The sequence below is a fragment of the Faucicola osloensis genome (genome assembly GCF_020041925.1).
Lineage (GTDB): Bacteria > Pseudomonadota > Gammaproteobacteria > Pseudomonadales > Moraxellaceae > Faucicola > Faucicola osloensis_D.
In genome coordinates, this window is the sequence record NZ_CP083409.1 from 1,108,847 (window position 1) to 1,133,820 (window position 24,974).

Genomic DNA, 24,974 nt, shown 5'->3' on the forward strand with positions numbered 1-24,974 from the left:
ACAACGATAAATAAGGATTTACAGATGCAGCTTATTCGTGGACAAAAACTTAAACTATCAGATGTATTAAACAATTCGCTGAGTTTTAGCTTAGCAACTACTCCACCAAGTAATTTAAACTTAGACATCGCACTGTTTGGTTTAGACAGTCAGGGTAAGCTTAGCGACGAAGCCTACATGATATTTTATAACCAGCCTCAAAGCCCGTGCGGTAGCCTAACGCTTAGCCAAAATGCTAGTCAAATAGTCAGCTTCGATGTCAATTTGGCCACTTTAACCCCGCACATTGAACGCTTGGTATTAACCTTAACCATTGATGGTCATCAAACCATGTCACAGTTGCCAGCAATGGCAATCAACTTGCAATCTCAGCAGCAGACGGTCGTAAGCTTTCCAATTGACGGCAGTATGTTTCAGCAAGAAAAGGCACTAATGGCACTGGAACTTTATAAAAAAGATAATATTTGGCGTATGAATGCAGTGGGACAAGGTTTTAATGGTGGGTTGGCAGCCTTAATCAAGCATTTCGGTGGTGAAGTGGCTGAAGAAGCGCCTATTCAAGCCGCACCAACTGCGCCTATTACCCCACAACTATCCAAAATTGATTTAAAAAAGAAGATTTCCTTAGAAAAAGCAGAGAAAACAGGTAACGCCAGCATTATTGATTTAACCAAAAAGTCACTGGTACAACTGGAAAAGAAAAACCTACTTGATGTACAAGCACGTGTCGCTTTAGTGCTAGATGCCTCAGGCTCAATGAACCATCAATATCATAATGGTGATGTGCAAAAAGTGGTTGATCGTCTTATGCCACTGGCAATTAATTTTGACAATGACGGTAGTTTTGAATGTTGGGCATTTGCTCAATATACCACGCAGCTTGATGATGTCACTTTAACCAATGTAAATCAATTTATTCAAACAACCAAGCGAGGTTGGCGCAACTGGCAGGTGGGCGCAAGGATCAATCAAGAGCTACCGGCGATTGAAGCAGTGATTAACTACTACCAGCAGTTTGACGATGGTATTCCTGTGTATGTGTTGTTTATCTCCGATGGTGGTGTGGGCAGTGGCCGGCAAATGCAAAAGGTTTTAACGCAGGCAGCAACGCTACCCATTTTTTGGCAGTTTGTTGGAATTGGCGGTCGCAATTATGGGGTGCTTGAAAAACTCGATGATATGACAGGCCGTATTATTGATAATTGCAATTTTTTTGCGTTAGAGCGTATCACTGGTATCAGCGATGAGCGCTTGTATGAGCTTTTATTAGAAGAGTTCCCCAGTTGGTTAAATGAGGCTAAGGTTAAAGGGGTGATACGCAATTGAACTTGGTAATAAAAAAGGACTGGAATTCAGTCCTTTTTTTATTGAAAAGATACACATATACGTAATATGGTTTTTTCTGTGCTGTCATACTGTTATCTATATTTATCCTGCATAATGTAAGACACTTCTAACGTGTCAAGCTCTATGTTTTGGTAAGTTACAATGATTTAAGCACAACATAAGTTCCTTGTTTTAAATCAATACAGATACGATTAACTTGACAATGAAGAACCAACTAAACTAAAATCTAGAAATTAACAAAAACTTTATCTACTTTTGTTAATAGTGATCCTACATTTGTTCGCTATAAAAGCGTGATAGCGTAACAATCCTGAGCTACGACCCCGCCAAATCCACAATTTTTCTCACAAAATTGTTCGGTTTGTACATGTAAAATTTGACCAAATCACGTATTGACTAGCCTTTATGTTCTAGTCCATATCTTTATTTTGTCTAAATTTTGCATTTTTCAATCTTAATTTTCATTGTTTAATCGCAGTTATAAAGATGCAATGAATAAGGGGCTAGTTATGCAAAAATTTATTTTAATCCGTGGCCATCAAGGCTCTGGGAAAACCACGTTTGCCAGACAGCAGCAAAGCAAATTTGCTCAAGCGTATCCCAATGCAACCATCGTCCATTTAGAAAATGACCTATTACTCACTGATGAAAATGGTATGTATCGTTGGTCAGGTGATTTGGTGGATAAAGCCCAACGTCAAAATCTTGTAACATTTAAAAATATGCTTAAGCAAGGGCAACAGCACCCTAACCAAGATATATTAATTGTCAATTCAAACACGAATCAAAAAGGTTCAGCTTGTATCCATTTGATTAAGATGGCGAAAAAGTTTGGCTTTGAGGTTGAAATTTACCGTTTACACAATTTTTTTGAAAACACGCATAACGTCAAACAAGCAGATGTGTTAACGGCTTATATCAATTTGAATAACAGCAAATTACGTGACGAAATCCATGTTCCTGCCATTAAGCCAATTGATGCGTTAACTCAGCAGTTAGTTGACAAAATGCATGTATTTAATCAGGGTAAATTGCCATTTGACGAGGTACAACAGACGTTTGTCACCGATGACTATTTGACCTTTGCACGCAAAAATTTCGTCAAAAAACAAAGTAAAAACTATCCAGATCTGTTCGTTTTAAAATACGCGCGTAAGGTATTTTACGAAAACAGCTTTGATAATGCCTTGTTAGAAATGCGCGGACTTGTGATTAATAAGCATAACCGTATTATTGTGCGACCATTTAACAAGGTATTTAACTATTCTGAATGTATTGCTAAAAATAGTCCCTATCCCATTGCGATGAGTGACGATCGATTGGTCGACGCCGTGGTTAAGGTAAACGGATTTTTGGGTGTATGCACTTATGTTGAACTCGATGATAATCACCCAAGTGCTGGTGCTAGCTTTGATCGACAAGTGCTATATTCGACTACTGGATCACTTGATAGCAGTTTTGCGCTCATGACGCGTGAGCATTGCACGAAATATGAACCTGTATTTAAACAGTTTGCTAATCATACCTTTTTATTTGAGATTACTGACCCAAGCGACATTCATATTATTCCTGAAGCGTTTGGTGAAACACTTATTGGTATAAGGGATGTGGCAACAGGCAACTTATTTAGTGAGCAGCAGTTGGATGAAATTGGTAAAAAGTTTGGTTTAAAACGCCCTACTACGCTAAAAAACGTCCGTTTTGGTGAGTTAAAAACCCTATTAAAAACCGTTAAACACGAAGGTTTTATGGTGTTTGATAGCCAAACGCAAGATTTATTATTTAAATTAAAGTCACCTTATTATCTGGTGTCGAAATTTTTTGGACGTAGCCAAGAAAAAAATTTGGGCAGTAAATTAAGTAAGCAGCAAGTGGATGAAGAATATTATCCGCTGATTGATCATATCAAAGCACATCAAGATACGTTTAATCAGCTTGATGAATTACAGAAAATCGCTTTTGTCCAACAATTTTTAGAAAAATTAGAATAAAGAGAACGCAAAATGAGTAACATTTTTTTTACTTCAGATTTGCATTTTTCACATCGAAATATTGCAAAATTTTGTCCTCACACTCGCCCCCAGCCTAGCTATCAGGGCGACATTGATACGCTTGATCAATACATGATTGAGATGTGGAACGATACCGTGGGCGTAGATGATGACGTATATAACTTGGGTGATTTGACGTTTTCACACAACCTACAACACATCAACAAGGTATTATCGCAGCTAAACGGTCGTCATCATTTAATTTTTGGTAACCACGATGATATTATTCAAGACCACCTAGACAAGTTTTTGACCACATCAAAGCACGATGGTCATCCATTGCTATATTCGGCTCAAAGTTATCTAAAACTGCAACTTAAAGAACTCGGTAGAACTTTAGTATTGTTTCATTATCCGATTGCTGAATGGGATGGTTGTCACAAAGGCTACTATCATCTGCATGGTCATATTCATGATCGTATGGCGGATATTGGTGGCCGTATTTTAAATGTTGGGTTTGATTTACACGGCAAATTGTTGACCTTAGATGAAGTGGTCAGTTATCTAGAAGATTTACCAAAACTTGACCATTTTAAAGATGACACCCCGCTAAATCACCTGGCAATTCCAAGTATTTTGTCTAGTAGTCCGACCTTTGGTCAAATCAAAGTAGATGATGAATATCAGCAGTTGGTACAAAATATTTCACCATTAATTCGACAAAAATTAATGGTGAATGGTTAACAAACCAACTTGCTGATAAATGCTAAATACGAAATAGTTTTTTAAATGACCAATCGTTTGAAAAATTCTGCCCTAGCTTTATTTAACCAAGACCAATTCACCGCCAATGCGTTTGACGGTGATTGCGCTTTTATTAACGCTTTGATAACCCATCACATTTGACGTGGTATGCACTAAGCAGTCGTAGGTATTTGGCTTATCAGTAGGCTGACACACGGCTTTGTTGATTTTAGCTTTATACTGCATCGAGCCTAACATTTGCTGTGTGAGCATATCAGTATGATAATTACCTGAGTAAATCGGGTGATTGATAATAATATTGCGATTGATGGCTTTGACTTCCTCATCAAATAGGCGCTGAATATCGGCTTGGGTTGGCACATCATTGGTAGGCTTTGTTTGATTGGCTGTATTATCTAAAGCAAATGCTTGCACACTTAACAACAATCCTGCGAATAACGCAAATTTGACATTCATAAGCTAACTTCCATTTCATTAATTTTAAATATAATTATAAACAATTATTGGTTAAAATACTTGTTGTAGTGAGAGTAAAGTTAATCCTTAGAACGGCATATCTGGATTTGTTAAAAGGCTTAAAAAATCTTAATCATCAAAATCAATCCCGATTTTAGGTTTTTTCTTCAGCGGTTGATGAAATGAATTATCAGCTCTGAAACCACCGAACGAATTAAACCCAGTATCATTTGGCAATAGCTCTTTTGGCACTTCGCTTAAAAAATAACTTTCAATGGTACGGTTTTGTGCATCAACCCGACTGGTCGCCCAAGTATTTAAGTTTTGCCGTGTGATAATCAGTTCATCTTTTGCCCGCGTCATCGCCACATATAGCACACGCCTTTCTTCTTCCACTTCCTCAAAGCTATCTTGGGCTCGCATATGCGGATATTGTCCCACAGACGCATTGACGATATAACAGACCTCACGTTCAGCCCCTTTGGCAGAGTGAATGGTAATCAGCGTCACCAAATCATCATTATCTTGTTTACTCACTTCACTATGTGAGATTGGATCTAAAATGTAAGCCTCTATAAAGTCAGCTAATGTGCCATGTCGCATGGCAAGTTGTTTGATTAAATCAAAGTCACGAGCACGGCTTTCCCAGTCCTTTTTCTCATAGTTTTTTTGCAATTGATCACTTAACGCATCAAACGCAATATCAATGCTTTTCTCTGGCAGTTCCTGTAGCTTAGCAAGCTCCTTAAGTGCTTCAATAGCAGGTTTTGGTACTTTGCTTTTCTTATCAAGCACATCAATGCAAGCATTCAAGTCTGGTAAGGTTAAAAACTCATTGACTAATTTCCCTGCCCCAGCATCGCCGATGCCATCCCATAGCGTTAAAAAGCGAATCCAAGCGAGTTCATCTAGATAATTAACCGTCACTCGTAGCATACTGATTAAGTCTTTAACATGCGCCGCTTCCAGTAATTTGGTACCACCGATAAACACATACGGGATATTTGCAGCAATGAGTGCGCTTTCCACTTGTCGACCTGAAAACGCTGAGCGCAGCAAAATCATATGATGATGCCATGGCGCACCTTTATCATAACGTTTTTTCAAATCACTGACGATAAATCGGGCTTCATCAAACTCATTACCAAAACTATGCAGTATTGGTTTAATCCCTTCACCGCGATGCGCAGTAAGCCGTTTTTTATAATTAAGCTCACTTCGATCAAGTAGCCAGTTGGATAAATCTAAAATTTCTTGGGTGGAGCGATAATTTAAATCCAGTGTTAGCACTTCGGCATCAGGTACTCTTTCTTTGAAACTATGAATATTTTCAAAGTCCGCCCCGCGAAAGCCATAAATCGACTGGGCATCATCCCCAACACAAAATAGCTGCGTACGTCCAATAAATGGCTGTAATAGTAACCACTGCAGCGGATTGGTGTCTTGCATCTCATCGACTAGTAGATACTTGGTGTTTTCAGTGACTCGTTCAAGTAGCCAATCATCGGCATTTAAATAGCGTGCGACATATTCCAAGATATCATCATAGTCGAGATAATGACGTTCTCGCTTTTGCGCTTCATAGCCTTTCATCACTGCTTTGATTTCCTCATACGCAGGCTGAAAATCAGGCAGTTGCTTATATAGCGCGTCTTTAAGTGAGATTTGGGTATTACGCGAGTAGGAATATAAATCAACAAGCTCTTTGGGCTTAGGTAGTATTTCGCTAATAGTTTGAGCGGCTTTGTTACGTTGAAAGGTAATGGTTTTACCTGTCGATGTTTGACTATTCTTTGCTGCTGCCTCTTTGGCACGTTTATCTTCGAACTTACCGCGTAGCAGTTTGAACATCATGATTTGATCATCACGGTCGATGACGTTAAAGCCTTTTAGGTCAAACACTTTAGGGTAACGACGTAAGATACTTAGACAAAAGGTATGAAAGGTGGAGGCGCGCAGTCCTTCTGCTTGCAATCCTAAATGGCTCTCCACACGGGTGACGATCTCGCTAGCAGCACGGCGGGTAAAGGTGACGATTTGGATTTCATTGGCAGGCACACCTTTATCAATCAAATAGGCAGCGCGAGCTACAATGGTCTTGGTTTTACCACTGCCTGCCCCTGCTAATACCAGTGTATTTTGGCTTTCGGTAGTGGCAGCTTTGCGCTGGGCAGGATTAAGTTCGTCGAGTAAGGTGTTGATGGTCATAGTTTTTATAACATGTTAAAAGTCTGATTTAAAGCTAGTAAACAAAAAGATAATTGTGTAAATATTTAAAAAAGTTTGTAAGCCGGCTAACTGATTTAAGTTAATTCAAAAACCATAACCGCTGTATAAGAATGTACGCATCTCAATCAACTGTTCCAAAACTTTCTTACGATTCGGCTCATCTTTCAAATCACTTGTTGCGAACGCTTGGCTAATCTCATTAGTCAAATTATCCGCCATTTTTACCAAGGTTTCATAATCGCTTTGTCCCGATTTAATCGCCAAGAGTTCATCACGGTTTTCACGTTTAACAATGACTTTTCCAGTGTTGGCGATATCAAGGGCGGTTTGTAGCAAGCGAATGGTGTGCATCATGTTTTTGGCATCGTATTGCTTGCCATGTGAAATAGTCGTTTGGTAGCGTTCTTCATTACGATTTTCGACCCACTCCCAATATTCGCTGTAGTCTTTGCAGTATTTGCTGTAGCCCATCAGATTGCACGATAGATAGCCCACAGGGGTCATGCCTTTAGGGATACTCGATAAACTCACTTGAGTGGCGTTATCTTTTTGCATAATGCCGTGAAAGCCTTGCTCACCATCATCGATATACATGGCGTACATTTGCGTGGCATGGGGCATGACCGCTAGTCCGATTTGACGTTGGTTGAGTTGGTTTTGGGTGAGCCAGTTTTGCAAATAAATGCTTTTACCGTCGACAAAGACCGCGCAAAAAGCCAATAGGCTTTTTTTCTCTTTGTCCATCGGATTGACGATTTTTTTATTTAAGCCACGGGCTTTTTTAATTTGACTGTTGGCAAAACCGGCAAAAGTCTTTTCACACAGTTTACTGATAAACCATTCAGCTTTTAGACTCTCCATAATGGGATGGCGATACAGCACTTTATCGGCAGGTGTCGCCAGCAGTTCCATCATATTGGGATTATTTTGCAAAAGCAATTCGACAAACCGTCCAAGCTCGTAATAAACGATATCATTGGTTTCATTGCTCACTTGAGGGATATAGTCGCTTTGCAGGCTATAAAATCGTTCTTTGGGCAAATAAAACACGCCTTTGATGTCGGTGTCCGATGTTGGTGTATCAAGCCCGTAGGCACGAGAACCCGAGATACATTCAAATAAGATAAGATTTTGGGCTTTTAAATCATCAATAGTCAGAGACATAATTTACTCAACGAAATAGCTTAATGGAAAACAGTTGTTTTAAAGATAGTATCAAGTAACGCAATATCACCGTGTTTTTTATCAGGAAATTTAGGGCTTTCACAGCGTTGCCAAAGCTTTACCGTTAAATCTTGCAATGACTTCGATAACTGATGCCGATAATTTTCATCTTGGCTCTGCTTAATCACCACTAATGCCAAAATTTCCTGCTTATAGCTCTTATTCAATAGTGGCAACATTAGATTGAAGTCCACAGGCGGCGGATAAGCTTGCTCAAGTGTCCAAATACTGGCTAACAACGCCCGCAACAAATAAAACCATTTTTTTAGCTTAATTGGTTTATCGAGTTCAAGCTCGCCACTGGCATTTTTTGCCATGCCTTGATAATGATAGAAAATCGCTTTTGGGTCAAAGAACTCGTTTTGCACGGCTTTAACCGCTTCCAAAAACTGATTATCCGAATGATACACAATCGGCGAGTTAAGCCACTCAAAAATCACGGCATTGGATTTATGCAATAATTGCAAGGCTTTACGCACGTCCCAGCCACCAATATCAAATGGCACATTAAACAAATCATTTTGGATAAATTCAAAGGTATCTTTGGCCGCATACAGCCTTAGATACCAGTCTGGCTCATGCCGATAAATCAAACGCACGTCATAATCGCTGTCAAGAGACGCAAAGCCCCACGCCCTGCTACCACTTTCAATGGCATGAAGTGGCTTGACACCTTTGTCTTGGCAGACTTGATAGATGATTGAGGTAATTGGAATATGATTGGATATAGTAAAAGAAATTAAAAACTACCACAAATCCACATAAAGTAGAAGAATAGCTTATCGATATCATCAAGTCGCCAATCTTGTCTTAACCTTTTAACCCAAGCCCAAATATGTTCAATAGGATTGAGGTCAGGACTGTAAGGCGGCAACCAAAGAATTGTATGACCTGCTTGCTCGATAAGATTTTCAATATCTTCTCGAATGTGAAATCTAGCGTTATCCATTACAATCAAGCTATGTGGTGACAATGCAGGTAATAACAGATTTTTTGTCCAATGATAAAAGACATCAGCGTTAATATTAAAATCGTATAGCCCTACAGCAAACAGCTGATTACCATGAATAGCCCCAATCGCATTGGTGGTACTTTTTAGCTGCCAGTTGTAGCTATCAAAGCATTTTTGCCCCCCTGGTGCATAAGCATAAGGGCGATAGCTACTAGTTTTAAAGCCACATTCATCAAGGTAGATAATAGGTCGGTTGCTGCTTTGGTAGTCTGCCAGTTGCTGGATGAATGTCTGGCGTTTTATTTCATCTGCCTGTGGGTGTTTAAGTATCTTTTTTTTGAGTGATTTTAAGCCGCTTTAAGGCTATCCCAATCGCTCTTTGAGTGCAGTTGAAACGTACAGCTCGCTCTCGTTGATAGCTGTCAGGGTATTTTTCGACATCTTGCTTGAGTAAAGCCATGTCGATTTTGCCTTTACGAGTTTTAACCACTTTACGTTCTGGTTGTTTTTTCCAGTTTTGTAAAGTGCGTGTGCTGATATTAAATTCTTGGGCAAGGCTACGAATGCTTCTTCCTGCTTCGTGCTTGTCCAGTATCATTTGTCGGTAGTCGGTTGAGTATGCCATTTTGTTATTGTAGCACTTCTAGATTTCTTTAACTATAGATTATTTGTCATTATGCATTTTGAGATAGATTGTTAATCTTTGCATTATGGCAAAACGCAAAGATTTACACAAATTTTGTCTGCTATCAAACAAATCAAGAACTTAGATTAACTTAAAATATTATTAAATTCATCTAAATTCCCTATTTCACGGTCGGGGTCACTCTAAAAAATTATAAAAAATGCGTGGTCACAAAATGGTCACGTTTTGGTCACGGTCTAAAATTTTGCAAAAAATTGATTAGTTAAATTAACAAAGCATTTTTAGTAAAAAAAGGGGCACAAAGCTTGAAAGCCTTGATACAGGCGGATTTATAGGCAATAAAAAAGCCTAACTATTAAGTTAGGCTTTCTTGAATTTGGAGCGGGAAACGAGATTCGAACTCGCGACCCCGACCTTGGCAAGGTCGTGCTCTACCAACTGAGCTATTCCCGCATTAGGTGGTCAACTAGCAATTTTGAGTGTTTGTTGCGTCGTTGTGGATGCGTATTATAAGGATTTTTGATACGGCGTCAAGCATTTTTGCAAAAAAAATTCAAAAAAATACGTTTTTTTTTAAATTTAACTGTTTTTACTGGGTTTCATTGGGAAGTAGTTTTTTTTGACTCTTTATTCTCTTATTAATTTTTTCCTTTTTACTCATAATTATTAGCTTGTTTTATCACACTCTGAAACACACCACGTATCTATCGTTACGCAATTACTGCAAATCTCAGCAGATTGTTTTTTAATGACTTCGCTATAATGCGTTTAACCTTCCTATTTTCTTGGTCCTTTTTGCTGTATTTGGAGATAACGATAAGATGAAAATTTCAAAAAAACTTATAATGTCGAGTCTGGCGGCATCGGTCATTGCGGTAGGTACGACTGGTTGCTCAACCACCACTGACACGGGGGCAATTGGCGTTGACCGTAATCAGTTGCTGGTAGTATCTAACCAGCAAGTGCAACAACTTTCCAATCAAGCTTTTCAACAAGAAATTGCCGCTGCCCGTGCCAAAGGTCTGCTTGATACCAATCCGGCTCAGTTGGCACGTTTAAAGAAAATTTCTCAGCGTCTGATTGCGCAGACAGGTGCCTATCGTAGCGATGCAAGACAATGGTCTTGGGAAGTGCATGTCATTAAGAGTAATGAGCTCAATGCGCACGTATTACCTGGTGGTAAAATTGTCTTTTACTCAGGTATTATCGATCGCTTGAGTCTAACCGATGCTGAGATTGCTGCCATTATGGGTCATGAGATGGCGCACGCATTGCGTGAGCATACCCGTGAGCGTCTATCGCGTGAGGTGGCGACCCAAACAGGGATTGGTATTGCCGCGAGCGTCTTAGGCTTATCTCAAGGTCAGGCACAGTTAGCAGGCTTAGCTGGGGATTTGGGGATTTCCCGTCCCAATAGCCGTACCCAAGAAACGGAAGCTGATTTGATGGGGTTAGAGTTGATGGCACGGGCAGGTTACGACCCTAATGCAGCAGTTAGCCTATGGCGTAAAATGCAGAGTGCCGGCGGTCGCGGTGAGCCACCTCAGTTTTTAAGTACCCACCCGGTGAGCTCAACACGTATTGCCACCATTCAATCATTATTGCCACGTGTGATGCCGTTGTACCAACAAAGCCGTTACCGTTAATTTTAACTCCGTATGTCATAAGCCAATATTCAGTTGATATTGGCTTTTTTAGTGAGCAAATTTAGTGATCAAAATAACGGGTTAATTAAAAAATTGCTTATCCACAATAATCCATTGCGCATCAATTTACTCAACAATTTACCTACTCATCAATTTATCTAGCAAGCTTAACAAGTTATCAAAAAAGCCGATTGATTGAAATTTTTTAAATATCTCAACAGCACAGCGGCATTGTCAGTGGCATAATAAGCGTTTAGTCACAGTTATAGGGTAAATTCATGAATCAGCTTGATATTAATTTGCTAGTCTTGTTCGTCATTTTGGGCTGCGGTATTTTTGTGCACAACCCCACGATTTGGGTCAGTGCGACTGCGCTGATTATCATCAAATTTTTACCCCACAACCAACCTATCTTTTCTTATATCCAGCAATATGGACTCAACTTGGGTATTTTGCTGCTCACCATTGCCGTCATTGCGCCCATCGCCTCCGAGCAAGTCAGTAGCAAAGCCTTGATGACCTCTTTTGCCAGTTGGCGCTCATTATTGGCCATCGCCGTGGGATTGCTGGTGACTTGGCTGGGCGCAAGAGGGGTGAATTTAATGAAAGTTGACCCCAATGTGGTCACTGGGCTGATGATTGGCACAGTGGCAGGGGTGGTATTGTTTCGCGGGGTGGCGGTGGGTCCGTTAATTGCTGCAGGGATTTTATCCTTGCTATATTGGTCCAAGTGAGTCATAGAAGCTAGTGAGCCATCAAACATAGAGAAAAATTGAGAGCGATTGACACAAGATTATTTTTGCCAGTCGAGCCAATTTGATAGATTAGGCTACCTTAAAACTATGCTAAAATGGCTAAAATGCGGTAAGTGGTGACCAGTTAGGTTTGTCATTGGCTACCCATTTTCGATGAATAAAATCAGTGAACCGAGGACGACATGAGTCAACTTGCTACTCCGATTGCCGATGCCGTGACAGCGCGTTTGCAAACGTTACAACCCAGTGTCTATCAGCTAGAAAACGAGTCGATGCGCCATGCTGGCTATTTTGAAGGCAAAGAAACCCATTTTAAGCTGACCATTGTCAGTGAGGCATTTGCAGGGAAACGCTTGGTACAGCGTCATCAGTTAGTGTATGGACTTATCCATACGTTACTGTCACAAGGCGGTGGGCAAATTCACGCGTTTTCAATCCATGCTTATACACAAGCAGAATGGCAAGCGGTTGGACAATCTCCTGAAAGTCCCAATTGCGCAGGACAAAACGCAGGGTAACATACAGATAAAAAAAAAGTGTCAACATAAGCTAAACCCACAGACCTCTTAAGTTAATTTACGCTATATTATGATAAAAAAGGTTGATGTATGAAACACGCACATATGCTGATGGCATTGATTTTAATTGCCTTATTCTTGTGGCAAGCCGTGTTGGTATTTACCGCACCAAAAGGACAAGGCTTGCCAAGATCTGCCAAAATCGGCGCCCACGTGATGTATGCCTTGGTGATTTTGACAGGCGCGGTGACGGCGATGCCATTATTTGGCGCAGGTATAGTGCCGCATTGGTTGATTGCCAAGATGGTGCTACTCATTGTTGCTATTTCGGCGACTGTCAAAGCCACACGCCAAACGACTACGCCCAATCAAGCCAAAATAGGTATGTTGATTGCTTTTATTGCCTATATGGGTATTTTGACGCTGGCGTTTGTTAAACCACTCAACCTATTTTAAGGCTGAAGCAGTGAACATAAGGGAGTAGGATAATGAAAAAATTAGCTATCTCAATACTTTTAGCGGCTGCCACTACGGCAGGTTTGACAGGGTGTATGACCACGCCTACCCCTGAATACGTATCCGCCAACAATTACCAAAGCTATGACTGTGTGGGGCTTGCCAATGAGTACACGCGCGTCAATCAATACATCAATGCCAATGCCAACCAGCGCACGGCCTTGCAAGCTTCAGGCATTGGGATTGGCGTATCGGGCAATCGCCATGGTATTTATCCTACCGTGAGTGTCGGCTTAGGCTCAATCAATGGCGGCAACCGTCATAATCTATCGATTGCTATGGGACAACGTGATGCGATGCTACAAGCCGCTCGCTTGAAACAATGCCCCTTTGCTACCGGCATCAAACTCTATAGCGAAAAATAATTTATCCCATTTTACCAGTTGACACCCAAACCCATCTTTCATAGTGAGATGGGTTTTTTTATGGTGAGCCAAATGATTGGCTAGGTTGGGGCTAGTAATTGTCATTGAATATTTTTTTAGCCTAAAGATAATTCTTATTCCGATAAAGATTGTCTCGTTTTAGATTGACAAGCGCATAATTTATTGATTAATATGTCACATATTGATGATTAAACACGGTAAAAATTTTAAAAAAATGAATTAAAATGAGTGTAATAACAATACTTTAAGTCAAGGAATACTTAGGTATTAATCAGTGGGTAAAAATTTTTACTCAGGTAAGCACGAAGTTTTCACTAGCTTTCGTCAATACCTTTAGTAAACACCCCAAAAAAACGATAGAAACACACGATAAAAAACACGATAGTAAGGATGCTACCATGACCAAAGACGTGCTAACCCTGCCACGCATCGTAATGGGTGCGAAATCTGCCAACGCCCCACTCACCCAAAGCTATGATAAAGGACCGGTTACACCACTGATAGAATTGACCATTGGTGATTTTTTCGATCAGATGGTGGAACAAAATCCTGATAAACAAGCCTTAGTTTCCGCGCACCAAAACATTCGTCTCACCTACCGCGAACTACAGCGTAAAGTCAATCAGCTAGCCAGCAGCATGATTCGTATGGGTCTGCAAAAAGGCGATCGCGTGGGTATTTGGTCACACAACAACGTTGAATGGGTCATCATGCAATTGGCGACTGCCAAAGCCGGTATCATACTGGTCAACATCAACCCCGCCTATCGTATCTTTGAGCTTGAATACGCCATCAACAAAGTCGACTGCCAAGTGCTAGTATTGATGCGTCACTTCAGATCTAGCGACTATGCGGTGATGCTGCAAGAGCTTGCACCTGAAGCGCGTCACCAAAGCTACCAAAATTTAGAGCTGGTGCAATTACCCAATCTCAAACGGGTCATCTGGATTGACAGCCCAGAGTCCACTGAGGATTTTAGCTATATGCAAAAATTCTCAGCATGGATTGCCGAAGGCGATGCCGATGATCCGGCAGTGGCGGAACGTGCCAAAAAACTTAACCCCAATAACCCTATCAATATCCAATTTACCAGTGGTACCACAGGCACGCCCAAAGGCGCGACGCTTACCCACCGCAATATTTTGAACAACGGTTATTTCATCGGTGAAGCCATGAGCCTCTCTGCCGATGACCGTCTGTGTATCCCTGTCCCGCTTTACCACTGTTTTGGAATGGTACTGGGCAACCTTGCTATCTTGACCCATGGTGGCACGATTGTGTATCCCAATGATGGCTTTGACCCCATCACCGTACTTGAAACCGTGCAAAACGAAAAATGTACAGGGCTGCATGGGGTACCGACCATGTTTATTGCCGAGCTTGACCACCCAGACTTTGCCAATTATGACTTATCGACTTTGCGTACCGGCATCATGGCAGGCTCAAGCTGTCCGATTGAGGTCATGCGCCGCGTGATTGACCAAATGCACATGAAAGAAGTCACCATTGCCTATGGCATGACCGAAACATCGCCCGTATCTTGTCAAACCAACCAGCACACACCACTTGAAAAACAAGTCTCAACCGTAGGTCTGGTACAGCCAAACCTAGAAGTCAAAATCGTCAACCCAGAAACGGGGGAAACGCTTGGCATCGGTGAGACAGGTGAGCTGTGTACCAAAGGTTACTCAATCATGCTCGGCTATTGGAATGACACCAATAAAACGGCGGAAGCCATTGTCGATGGCTGGATGTATACCGGTGACTTGGCAACCATGGACGAAGAAGGCTATGTCAAAATCGTCGGACGTAGTAAAGATATGGTAATTCGTGGTGGTGAAAACATTTACCCTGTTGAAATCGAAAACTACTTATATCGCCACCCAAAAATCCGTGACGTCCAAATCGTGGGCGTACCCGACAAGAAATTTGGTGAAGTCCTTGCCGCTTGGATTATCCCCAAAAAAGACAGCAACTTAACCGAACAAGACATCCGTGATTTTTGTAAAGATCACATCGCGCACTATAAAGTGCCAACTTACATGAAGTTTGTCGACGAGTTCCCAATGACCGTCACGGGTAAAATTCAAAAATTCAAAATCGTGGCAGCGATGAAACAAGAATTGGGACTCTAAATTTTCAACTTCAGCAAAAACTTAACATAAATACAGAGGGCATCTGATAGCAATTTAGCTGCACCCTTTGACAGAATTAGGATTTACAATGACGGTTATCCAAAGTAAATTAAGCCCAAATGGTGCGGAATTTCAAGCCAATGCCGCTACTATGCAACAGATTGTTGACGACCTCAAAGCCAAACTTGCGGTCATTGCTCAGGGCGGTTCAGCGTCTGCACGCGCCAAACATGTGGCTCGGGGTAAGCTATTGCCGCGTGAACGTGTCGAGCGCTTGCTAGATGCCGGTACGCCATTTTTGGAAGTCTCACCGATGGCAGCGTATGGCATGTATGATGCCGATATCCCTGCCGCAGGCGTGATTGCTGGCATTGGTCGTGTCGCTGGCATTGACTGTATGATTGTGTGTAACGATGCCACCGTCAAAGGCGGCACTTACTACCCGATGACGGTCAAAAAACATTTACGGGCGCAAGAAATCGCGCGGGAAAACCGCTTGCCATGTATCTATTTGGTGGACTCTGGCGGCGCGAACTTACCCAACCAAGATGAAGTATTCCCAGATAAGGACCACTTTGGTCGTATCTTTTTTAACCAAGCCAATATGAGCGCCGAAGGCATTCCCCAAATCGCCGTCGTCATGGGCAGCTGTACTGCAGGTGGTGCCTATGTGCCCGCCATGAGTGACGAGTCGATTATCGTCAAAGATCAAGGGACGATTTTTTTGGGTGGACCGCCGCTGGTCAAAGCCGCCACAGGTGAAGAAGTGACCGCAGAAGACTTAGGCGGTGGCGATGTGCATACCCGTCTGTCAGGGGTGGTTGACCACCTTGCCCAAAACGATTTACACGCGTTATCACTGGCGCGCAACATCGTCGGCAATTTAAACCAACAAAAAACGCCTATCCACCACGCTACCGCGCAAATAACCCCGCGTCCACCCAAATACGGCGCCAAAGAATTGTACGGCATCATCCCAACTGACACCCGTAAGCCGTTTGATATCCGTGAAATCATTGCTCGCATTGTCGATGGCAGTGAATTTGACGAGTTTAAAGCCCGTTTTGGCACGACACTGGTGTGTGGTTTTGCGCATATTGAAGGTATGCCAGTGGGTATTATCGCGAACAACGGTATTTTATTTAGCGAATCAGCCCAAAAAGCCACCCATTTTATCGAGCTATGCTGCAAACGTAAAATTCCGCTGGTGTTTCTGCAAAATATCACAGGCTTTATGGTCGGGCGCAAATACGAAAATGAAGGGATTGCCCGTCATGGTGCCAAAATGGTGATGGCGGTTGCCAATGCCAAAGTGCCGAAGTTTACTGTGATTGTCGGCGGCTCCTTCGGTGCAGGTAACTACGGTATGTGTGGTCGTGCGTACAGTCCACGTTTCTTGTGGATGTGGCCAAATGCGCGTATCTCGGTGATGGGTGGCGAGCAAGCGGCCTCGGTATTAGCAACGGTCAAACGCAGCCAATACCATGCTAAAGGTGAGCACTGGTCAAGCGAGGACGAAGAAGCGTTCAAAGCGCCAGTGCGTCAGCAATTTGACGAGCAAGGTCATCCCTATTATGCCTCGGCTAGACTGTGGGATGATGGCGTGATTGACCCAGCCGATACCCGTCAAGTATTGGCACTCGGCTTAAGTGCCGCTTACAACGCACCGATTGAAGACACCACCTTTGGTGTATTTAGAATGTAATTTTCAGCGTGTAAAATCAGAAGTCTTGGTTGTTTGTTCTATCACCATTGAGCAAGCCTCAAAAACGCTTCAACTTTACCCAACAAAAAAAGGGAAAACACGATGAAATTACCGACTTATGACAGCCTACTGTTAGACATTGACCAGCATGTAGCGACTATTACCCTCAATCGCCCCGACAAACGCAATGCCTTTAACGACGATGTCATCCAAGAACTGACCGATGTGTTTCAATTTTGCGGTCAGCAAGACGAAGTGCGTGCGGTGGTATTGACTGCCAATGGCAAAGCCTTCTGTGCCGGTGCAGACCTGAACTGGATGCGCGCGATGGCGGATTATAGCCACGATGAAAACTTGGCAGACGCAGGCAAGCTTGCGCAAATGCTAGCCACCATCTACCACTGTCCAAAACCGACTGTCGCTGCCATTCAAGGCGATGTGTATGCCGGTGGTATGGGTCTGGTTGCGGCTTGTGATATCGCCATTAGCGTAAAAAACGCCAATTTTTGCTTAAGCGAAGTCAAACTTGGCTTGATTCCTGCGACCATTAGCCCGTATGTGATTCGTGCGATGGGTGCAAGAGCCGCGCATCGGTACTTCTTAACCGCTGAAGTATTTGATGCCAAAGAAGCCAAAAAAATCGGTTTTATCCATGAGCGGGTGGATGAAGAAGAGTTTACACAAAGCCTTGATAACTTGGTTAAACACTTGGTCAACGCTAGCCCAAATGCTGTCAAGGTGTGTAAAAAACTGGTGCAGGACGTGGCGTATGCCGAGATTAATGAGCAGTTAATCAAAGATACCGTTGCAGGCATTGCCGATATCCGCGCATCCGCCGAGGGTAAAGAAGGCGTACAGTCATTCTTGCAAAAACGTCAACCAAGCTGGTTAAATAATTAATTGATGTGATAAAAAAAGCTAAAGGCATACCATGAAAGAACTATTTTTCCCACTTACAATGATTGTTATTTCAACTTTAGCAACACCTGCCTTTGCCAAAGACAAATTGCCAACTAATGCAGTTAATGCCATTGAACAAACCTTACCCAAATACTATGGCAATCAATATCAAAATGACTGTTTATTTTTTTCTCATGATGAAACTCATTATTGTGCCAAAGTAACGAACGCAGAAATCAAAACATTGAATGGCAAATCCCAACTTTATGTATTGGTCAATGGTGATTATGCAGAACCAGGGTTAGATGCAGGGCATGTAACCGAAGGTATTGGCGGGTTATTCATTTTTAATCAAGTCAATAACCAGTGGCAATTAGCCGCAGCCCAACCCTACATTACTAATGGGGCTTACGGAAGCTCGCAACTAGGTAATTTTAAATTGGTACAAATTGCACCAGACAAATTCGGCTGGTATGGCGAATATGGCTATACTTCGACAGGTTGTACTGAAGTGAATAAGCATATTTATGCGCAAGTCGGCAATCAAATCAAAGCCATTTTCATGGCTGACCCTCTTGATAGCGACTGTTCAGGCAACGGTGATGGTTGGGATTCTTATGAAAGTAAGCTTACGATTTTAAGCCAAAAATCGGCAATCAACGGTTTTTACCCCATACAAATCAACGCTGTTGAGCATGATTATCCCGATAATCATAACGTCAAAAAGGGTAAGGTCAAAAAATCAAATTACCAAATGACTTATAAACCTAGTGCTCAAAAATATATTCGATAATCGGTAAAAAGAATTTGCCAAAGGATTTTACAAATAAGGGAATTATGACTATGTTTTCAAAAATCTTAATAGCCAACCGGGGTGAGATTGCTTGCCGCGTGGCAGCCAGCGCCAAAAAACTGGGCGTGCGTACCGTTGCGGTATATTCAGACGCTGACCGTTTTGCCAAGCACGTAGCTGTGTGTGATGAAGCCATTTATATAGGCGGTTCTGCGCCCAAAGACAGCTACCTGCGTTGGGAGCGCATTTTGGAGGCTGCCAAGCAGACAGGCGCACAAGCGATTCACCCAGGCTATGGGTTTTTGAGTGAAAACGACGAATTTGCCCAAGCTTGCGTGGATGCGGGTTTGGTGTTTATCGGTCCTCCTGCGTCTGCCATCACTGCCATGGGGCTTAAAGCCGAGTCCAAACGCTTGATGGAAGCTGCCAACGTACCGCTCATTCCAGGGTATCATGGCACCAACCAAGACCCTGAGTTTTTGCGTAGCGAGGCCGACAAAATTGGCTACCCTGTGCTAATCAAAGCCAGCTCTGGTGGCGGTGGTAAAGGGATGCGGTTAGTTGAAAAAACCGAAGATTTTATTGATGCACTAGGCTCATGTCAACGTGAAGCCATTAGCAGCTTTGGCAATGATAGCGTATTGATTGAAAAATACGCCCTACGTCCGCGCCATATTGAAATTCAAATCTTTGGCGACAGCCACGGCAACTATGTGTATTTATTTGAGCGTGATTGCTCGGTACAGCGCCGCCACCAAAAAGTGCTCGAAGAAGCCCCTGCCCCTGATGCCAGCGTGGCAATGCGGGAGGCGATGGGCGCAGCGGCGATCGCGGCGGCAAAAGCGGTCAATTATGTGGGGGCGGGTACGGTTGAATTTATCGTGGAGCAACGTGAGTGTACGCCCGAAGATAAATTTGGCGGCATGAATTTCTACTTTATGGAAATGAACACCCGCCTGCAAGTTGAGCATCCTGTCACTGAAGCCATTACTGGTACTGACCTCGTCGAGTGGCAACTGCGTGTTGCTAGCGGTGAGCCGTTACCCAAACAACAAGCAGACTTGACCATCAAGGGTCATGCGATTGAAGCACGTATCAATGCTGAAAACCCAGACAACAACTTCTTGCCCGCCACAGGTACGCTAAACGTTTACCGCACGCCAATTCACAGCGAGTTTAGTGTGGCAGATGTGCGCGTAGATGATGGTGTACGCGAAGGTGATGTCATCAGTCCTTACTATGACTCGATGATTGCCAAACTCATCGTCCATGCGCCAACCCGTGAGCAAGCGCTTGCCAAACTAGACAAAGCCTTAGCAGAAACCCGTATTGTCGGTCTGCCCAACAACGTGGCGTTTTTGCGTCACGTGGTGCAATCAGATTCGTTCAAATATGCCAATCTTGATACCGCATTGATTGAACGTGAAAAAGACGTACTGTTTGGACAGCAGCGTGGTGAGCTACCTTGGCTGGTAGCTACCGCGATTGTCAAAGAGCTTGCCCAAGAAGCGCAAACCCAAAACCAAGACCCCTTTAGCAAAACTGACGCATGGCGCGCGTATAGCCATTATGAGCGTCCGTTTGATTTGGTGTATCACGATAAGCCATTGCGGGCGGTTATCAGCCAAATTAACGAGCAAGCCAAGGAACAAGCATTTCATCTAACGATTAACGCCATTGCCAAAGCGGAAAAACAAGACGCGGACGTTGTCACGTCCATCTATCAAGGCGATGTTCGTTATTTGCCCACGGCTGATGATACCTTTACGCTGTGGCTAGATGGCAAGCGCCAACAGATGCAGGCATGGCGACACAATGAGCAAGTATATGTGTTCTCAAATCATGCCAGTGATGTCATTACCTTGGTGGATAGCATGGCGCATGTGGGCATCGAGCCCCAAGATGGCGGCAGCCTCAAATCGCCCATGCCAGGTCAAGTGGTGGCGTTTCGGGTCAATGTGGGTGATGTAGTCAAAAAAGGTCAAGCCTTGGCAGTGATTGAAGCAATGAAAATTGAGCATACCATCAATGCCCCTAGTGATGGTACGGTGGCAGAGTTGCTGTTCAAAGCAGGGGACTTGGTATCCGATGGCGATGAGCTATTAAAACTTGATACGGGCAGCCAATCATGAATTACCCAAAATTTGTCAAAATCATTGACGTGGGCGCAAGAGACGGACTACAAAACGAAAAACAAACCGTACCCAGCGAAGTCAAAATTGAATTGATTAACGGCTTGATTGACGCAGGGGTGCGCAAGCTTGAAGCCACCAGTTTTGTGTCGCCAAAGTGGGTACCACAAATGGCAGACAATGATGCCGTATTAGATGGCATTAGCAAACGCGATGACGTGGTATATTCGGTGCTCACACCCAATATGAAAGGCTTTGATGCCGCCCTTGCCCACCGTGACCAATTTGCCAATTATGAAGTGGTAATTTTTGGCTCAGCGAGTGAAGCCTTTAGCCAAAAAAACATCAACTGTAGCATCGCTGAGAGTATCGAGCGTTTTGCCCCGGTGGCTGACGCCGCCAAAGCGCATGGCATCAAAGTGCGCGGTGTCATCTCTTGCACCGTGGGCTGTCCGTATGAAGGCGAGATTCATCCCGATAAAGTCGCCTATGTGACAGAAAAACTCGTTGCCATTGGCGCTGAACATATTGGCATTGCCGATACCATCGGCGTGGGCACACCCATCAAGGTGCAAAAAGCGTTGGATGCTGCCTTGCGTTATATTGATATTGACAATATCTCTGGGCATTTTCATGACACCTATGGTCAAGCGCTTAGCAATACCTTAGCGGGATTACAAATGGGTGTATGGCAGTTTGATACCTCGGTGGCAGGGCTTGGCGGCTGTCCGTATGCCAAAGGCGCAACCGGCAATGTTGCCACCGAAGATGTGGTATATCTGCTACATGGCATGGGTATTGAAACGGGCATTGACCTCGATAAACTGGTTGATGTCGGACAAAAAATCAGCAAATTTTTGGGTCGTCCAAATGGGTCACGCGTCGCACGAGCCATTTTAAATAAACGACTTAGTTAAGTTACCTTACATTTATTTATCTCATCATTTTTTAAAGGCGGATTATGATTAACTCAACTCATAGGTTTACAGCTTCAATTACCTTGCTGGTCGCAGCGTCATTGGTTAGTTTTACGACTAACGCTCAAATACCATTAAAAGTGCCAAAAAAGGCTAATAAGGATGGTTTATATTATTATTCAGGTTCAGTTATTGTTTCTGGTAATGCTGAGTTTAGCCATCCAGAAGATGATATAACTCCTTGCTTTTTATGTTTTCACGCTGACAGTGCCTCAAGCAAATTAATCCCGCGCGTGAAATCAGACGGTCGAGAAGGCAATGCTTGGTTTACCTTTAGTAATGGTGAATTCAAAAATAATACGTATAGATTGTTAGATATGTCGATTAACACTAAGAAATGTTATGCCCCTTTACCCATGACGGTTCAGATTAATAACTACCGAGCTGATTTGGCAGAAACTGAAACCATTGATGACGCAAAGTTAGTCAAGGTTATTAAAAAAGGCAACTTAAAAGAAGTTAAATGCACTGAAAATTTTTAGCAATTATTAAATATCTTAAACGAAAGAAAAGGAATAACCATGAACTTAGGATTAGACTACCAACTTGGCGATGACATCAACGCCCTACGCGAAACCGTCAAAGCCTTTGCCGATGCCGAAATCGCCCCACGTGCTGCCGAGCTTGACCGCACCGACCAATTCCCAATGGACTTGTGGCAAAAAATGGGCGAGCTTGGGCTGCATGGCATCACCGTACCCGAAACTTACGGCGGCGTGGACATGGGCTATGTGGCGCACATGGTCGCCATGGAAGAAATCAGCCGCGCATCAGGCTCAGTGGCGCTAAGCTATGGCGCGCACTCCAACTTATGTATCAACCAAATCAAACGCAACGGCACAGACGCCCAAAAACAAAAATACTTGCCAAAACTCATCAGTGGTGAATTCATTGGTGCCTTAGCCATGAGTGAGCCCGGTGCAGGCTCAGACGTGACCAGCATGAAACTACGTGCCGAAGACAAAGGTGGCGTATATGTATTAAACGGCTCAAAAATGTGGATTACCAATGGACCTGATGCCGATGTGATGGTGGTGTATGCCAAAACCAACCCAGAGCTTGGGGCAAAAGGCATCACCGCGTTTTTGGTGGAAAAAGGCATGAAAGGCTTTTATACCGCGCAAAAACTCGACAAACTCGGTATGCGCGGCAGTCACACAGGCGAGATGGTGTTTGACAATGTCGAAGTGCCAAGCGACAACATCTTGGGCGGTCTTAACAATGGCGTCAAAGTATTGATGAGTGGCTTAGACTACGAGCGTGCGGTACTTGCTGCAGGTCCTATCGGGCTGATGCAAGCGGTGATGGACAACGTCATTCCCTACATCCACGACCGCAAGCAATTTGGTCAAGCCATCGGTGAATTCCAGTTGATTCAAGGTAAAGTGGCGGACATGTACACCACTTTACAGGCAGGGCGCAGCTTTCTTTACACCGTGGGCAAAAACTTGGATATGCTAGGCTCAGACCATGTGCGCCAAGTACGCAAAGACTGCGCCAGCGTAATTTTGTGGACAGCGGAAAAAGCCACTTGGATGGCAGGGGAAGGTATTCAAATCTTTGGTGGCAATGGCTATACCAATGAGTACCCACTGGGGCGTATTTGGCGTGATGCCAAGCTATATGAGATTGGCGCAGGTACCAGCGAGGTACGGCGCATGCTGATTGGGCGTGAACTGTTTAACGAAACCGTCTAATGATTAGCTTTATCAGCACAAGCCCTAGCTAAAACTAGGGCTTTTTTATTAGATTGTTAAAATAGGTTGTCAAAATCCGCCTTATTAGCCATGCACTATGTTAAGGTTGATTGTAAAATCGCTTGGTATTGCGCCGGTTTGAGACGTGGTCCGAACTGCTGAATGATTTGGCTTGCGACACTACTGGCTAATTTGCCACAATCTGCCAACGCATGACCGTGCGATAGCGCGTATAAAAAACTTCCCGCAAAATTATCGCCTGCGCCATTGGTATCTAGCACTTGGTCAACGGGTAGCGATGCCACGTCAATCAATTTTGTTTCACGTGAAACATCGTCCCTTACCGCAATGATTGACCCTGCTGCGCCATTGGTCACCACTGCCATATTGGCAACTGACAATAACGCTGTTGCTGCTTGCGAGTGACTGTTTTGGTTGGTAAATAGCTGCGCTTCATCACAGTTACAAAACACCGCATCCACACCACCCTCTAGCATGGCATCAAGTCCTTCACGACCAAACTTGACCACGGCAGGGTCGGCAAAACTGACCGCGATTTTAGCCCCTTTGTCTTTGGCTTGTTGTTTTAGCTGGGTAATCGCCTGTTGTACCGAGGGTGACATGGCAAGATAACCTTCAAGGTACAACCAATCAGCATCATTGAGCGCATCAAACTCAATATCGGTTTCACTAATTTCTGCTGAAGTGCCCAAATGCGTTTGCATGGTGCGCTCGCCATCTGGGGTCACCATCACCATACAGCTACCTGTAGTACCATCAGCAAATGACTTAGTAGATGTCTTGATACCTGCGGCATTTAAATCCGCCAAATAAAAACGCCCTGCATCATCTTCACCCACACGGCAAGCGTAAAAAGTATCGCTGCCAAGGCTTGCGGCGGCATAAATACTGTTGGCAGCCGAGCCACCGCCAGCTTGTTTGGTTGCGGTGATGTTTTGCGTGGTGAGCGAGGCGATGAGGTCAGCTTGCTCACTGTGACTGGCTAGGGTCATATTGCCTTTGGTCAATCCTGTGGCGTTAAGCTGTGCATCGGTGACGACAAATTCACTGTCAACTAACGCATTGCCGATGGCGACGATTTTTGCCATTGTGGTTCCTTTTTAACGATTTTGGAAAAAATAGATGAGTTAAATTCAATGTGATGTCATTGTAAATTAAAACTGTCAAAGTTAATATCTGAAAA

General features: G+C 43.4%; 22 protein-coding genes, 1 tRNA gene and 1 pseudogene. 16 read left to right on the forward strand and 8 right to left on the reverse strand.

Features of this window, described 5'->3' with window-relative positions; all coding sequences use genetic code 11:
- Positions 1-24: 24 nt before the first annotated feature.
- The 3 genes from LAJ61_RS04870 (at position 25) to LAJ61_RS04880 (ending at position 4,082) form a co-directional block, all read left to right on the forward strand.
- A complete protein-coding gene (locus LAJ61_RS04870; protein WP_224054673.1) occupies positions 25-1,326 on the forward strand; it encodes a vWA domain-containing protein in 1,302 nt (433 codons plus the stop codon).
- Between the two features lie 530 nt (positions 1,327-1,856).
- The gene (locus tag LAJ61_RS04875; protein ID WP_224054674.1) at positions 1,857-3,338 is read left to right on the forward strand and encodes an RNA ligase; all 1,482 of its coding nucleotides are present in this window, start codon (positions 1,857-1,859) and stop codon (positions 3,336-3,338) included.
- Positions 3,339-3,350: 12 nt separating this feature from the next.
- A complete protein-coding gene (locus tag LAJ61_RS04880; RefSeq protein ID WP_224054675.1) occupies positions 3,351-4,082 on the forward strand; it encodes a phosphoesterase in 732 nt (243 codons plus the stop codon).
- 78 nt (positions 4,083-4,160) lie between these two features.
- On the opposite strand, the gene LAJ61_RS04885 is transcribed toward LAJ61_RS04880, so the two are convergent.
- The 7 genes and pseudogenes from LAJ61_RS04885 to LAJ61_RS04915 form a co-directional block, all read right to left on the reverse strand.
- Positions 4,161-4,559: a hypothetical protein gene (locus LAJ61_RS04885; protein ID WP_224054676.1), complete on the reverse strand. Its 399-nt coding sequence runs from the start codon at positions 4,557-4,559 to the stop codon at positions 4,161-4,163.
- A 234-nt stretch (positions 4,560-4,793) separates the two neighbouring features.
- A pseudogene (locus tag LAJ61_RS04890) lies at positions 4,794-6,767 on the reverse strand (ATP-dependent helicase); the annotation flags it as partial.
- Positions 6,768-6,872: 105 nt separating this feature from the next.
- On the reverse strand, positions 6,873-7,952 hold the full coding sequence (locus tag LAJ61_RS04895; protein ID WP_224054677.1) for a nucleotidyltransferase domain-containing protein: 1,080 nt from the start codon (positions 7,950-7,952) through the stop codon (positions 6,873-6,875).
- A 20-nt stretch (positions 7,953-7,972) separates the two neighbouring features.
- Positions 7,973-8,752, reverse strand: a complete 780-nt coding sequence (locus tag LAJ61_RS04900) for a nucleotidyltransferase domain-containing protein (protein WP_310586033.1) — start codon at positions 8,750-8,752, stop codon at positions 7,973-7,975.
- Positions 8,752-9,294, reverse strand: coding sequence for an IS630 family transposase (locus tag LAJ61_RS04905; RefSeq protein WP_224054808.1), 543 nt, complete (start codon positions 9,292-9,294; stop codon positions 8,752-8,754). Before LAJ61_RS04905 ends, LAJ61_RS04900 begins: the two co-directional genes overlap by 1 nt.
- The gene (locus LAJ61_RS04910) at positions 9,287-9,589 is read right to left on the reverse strand and encodes an IS630 transposase-related protein (RefSeq protein WP_065253243.1); all 303 of its coding nucleotides are present in this window, start codon (positions 9,587-9,589) and stop codon (positions 9,287-9,289) included. The genes LAJ61_RS04905 and LAJ61_RS04910 overlap by 8 nt, the downstream gene beginning before the upstream one ends.
- 398 nt (positions 9,590-9,987) lie before the next feature.
- Positions 9,988-10,063 (reverse strand) — tRNA-Gly (locus LAJ61_RS04915).
- Positions 10,064-10,431: 368 nt separating this feature from the next.
- On the opposite strand from LAJ61_RS04915, the gene LAJ61_RS04920 reads away from it, so the two are divergent.
- The 13 genes from LAJ61_RS04920 (at position 10,432) to LAJ61_RS04980 (ending at position 23,770) form a co-directional block, all read left to right on the forward strand.
- On the forward strand, positions 10,432-11,256 hold the full coding sequence (locus LAJ61_RS04920; RefSeq protein WP_409034986.1) for a M48 family metallopeptidase: 825 nt from the start codon (positions 10,432-10,434) through the stop codon (positions 11,254-11,256).
- Between the two features lie 278 nt (positions 11,257-11,534).
- Positions 11,535-11,990, forward strand: coding sequence for a DUF441 domain-containing protein (locus tag LAJ61_RS04925; RefSeq protein WP_060996159.1), 456 nt, complete (start codon positions 11,535-11,537; stop codon positions 11,988-11,990).
- Between the two features lie 203 nt (positions 11,991-12,193).
- On the forward strand, positions 12,194-12,529 hold the full coding sequence (locus LAJ61_RS04930) for a BolA family protein (RefSeq protein WP_036589719.1): 336 nt from the start codon (positions 12,194-12,196) through the stop codon (positions 12,527-12,529).
- A 90-nt stretch (positions 12,530-12,619) separates the two neighbouring features.
- Positions 12,620-12,985 (forward strand): SirB2 family protein, encoded by a 366-nt coding sequence (locus tag LAJ61_RS04935; RefSeq protein ID WP_160000888.1) that lies wholly within the window; start codon positions 12,620-12,622, stop codon positions 12,983-12,985.
- A 32-nt stretch (positions 12,986-13,017) separates the two neighbouring features.
- Positions 13,018-13,410 (forward strand): hypothetical protein, encoded by a 393-nt coding sequence (locus LAJ61_RS04940; RefSeq protein ID WP_224054678.1) that lies wholly within the window; start codon positions 13,018-13,020, stop codon positions 13,408-13,410.
- Positions 13,411-13,829: 419 nt separating this feature from the next.
- Positions 13,830-15,566, forward strand: a complete 1,737-nt coding sequence (locus tag LAJ61_RS04945) for an AMP-binding protein (protein WP_310586030.1) — start codon at positions 13,830-13,832, stop codon at positions 15,564-15,566.
- Between the two features lie 88 nt (positions 15,567-15,654).
- A complete protein-coding gene (locus tag LAJ61_RS04950) occupies positions 15,655-17,271 on the forward strand; it encodes a carboxyl transferase domain-containing protein (RefSeq protein ID WP_224054679.1) in 1,617 nt (538 codons plus the stop codon).
- 102 nt (positions 17,272-17,373) lie between these two features.
- Positions 17,374-18,171 carry an enoyl-CoA hydratase/isomerase family protein gene (locus LAJ61_RS04955; protein ID WP_224054680.1) on the forward strand — a complete coding sequence of 266 codons (798 nt, stop codon included), beginning with the start codon at positions 17,374-17,376 and terminating at the stop codon, positions 18,169-18,171.
- Positions 18,172-18,202: 31 nt separating this feature from the next.
- Entirely contained in the window at positions 18,203-18,964 is a 762-nt protein-coding gene (locus LAJ61_RS04960) for a hypothetical protein (protein ID WP_224054681.1), read from the forward strand.
- A 50-nt stretch (positions 18,965-19,014) separates the two neighbouring features.
- A complete protein-coding gene (locus LAJ61_RS04965) occupies positions 19,015-21,096 on the forward strand; it encodes an acetyl/propionyl/methylcrotonyl-CoA carboxylase subunit alpha (protein WP_224054811.1) in 2,082 nt (693 codons plus the stop codon).
- Positions 21,093-22,013 (forward strand): hydroxymethylglutaryl-CoA lyase, encoded by a 921-nt coding sequence (locus tag LAJ61_RS04970; RefSeq protein ID WP_224054682.1) that lies wholly within the window; start codon positions 21,093-21,095, stop codon positions 22,011-22,013. Before LAJ61_RS04965 ends, LAJ61_RS04970 begins: the two co-directional genes overlap by 4 nt.
- 44 nt (positions 22,014-22,057) lie before the next feature.
- Positions 22,058-22,555, forward strand: a complete 498-nt coding sequence (locus tag LAJ61_RS04975) for a hypothetical protein (protein ID WP_224054683.1) — start codon at positions 22,058-22,060, stop codon at positions 22,553-22,555.
- Positions 22,556-22,594: 39 nt separating this feature from the next.
- Positions 22,595-23,770 (forward strand): isovaleryl-CoA dehydrogenase, encoded by a 1,176-nt coding sequence (locus LAJ61_RS04980; RefSeq protein ID WP_224054684.1) that lies wholly within the window; start codon positions 22,595-22,597, stop codon positions 23,768-23,770.
- Between the two features lie 95 nt (positions 23,771-23,865).
- Here LAJ61_RS04980 and LAJ61_RS04985 read toward each other — a convergent pair whose 3' ends face one another.
- Positions 23,866-24,879 carry an adenosine kinase gene (locus LAJ61_RS04985; protein ID WP_224054685.1) on the reverse strand — a complete coding sequence of 338 codons (1,014 nt, stop codon included), beginning with the start codon at positions 24,877-24,879 and terminating at the stop codon, positions 23,866-23,868.
- Positions 24,880-24,974 lie beyond the last annotated feature (95 nt).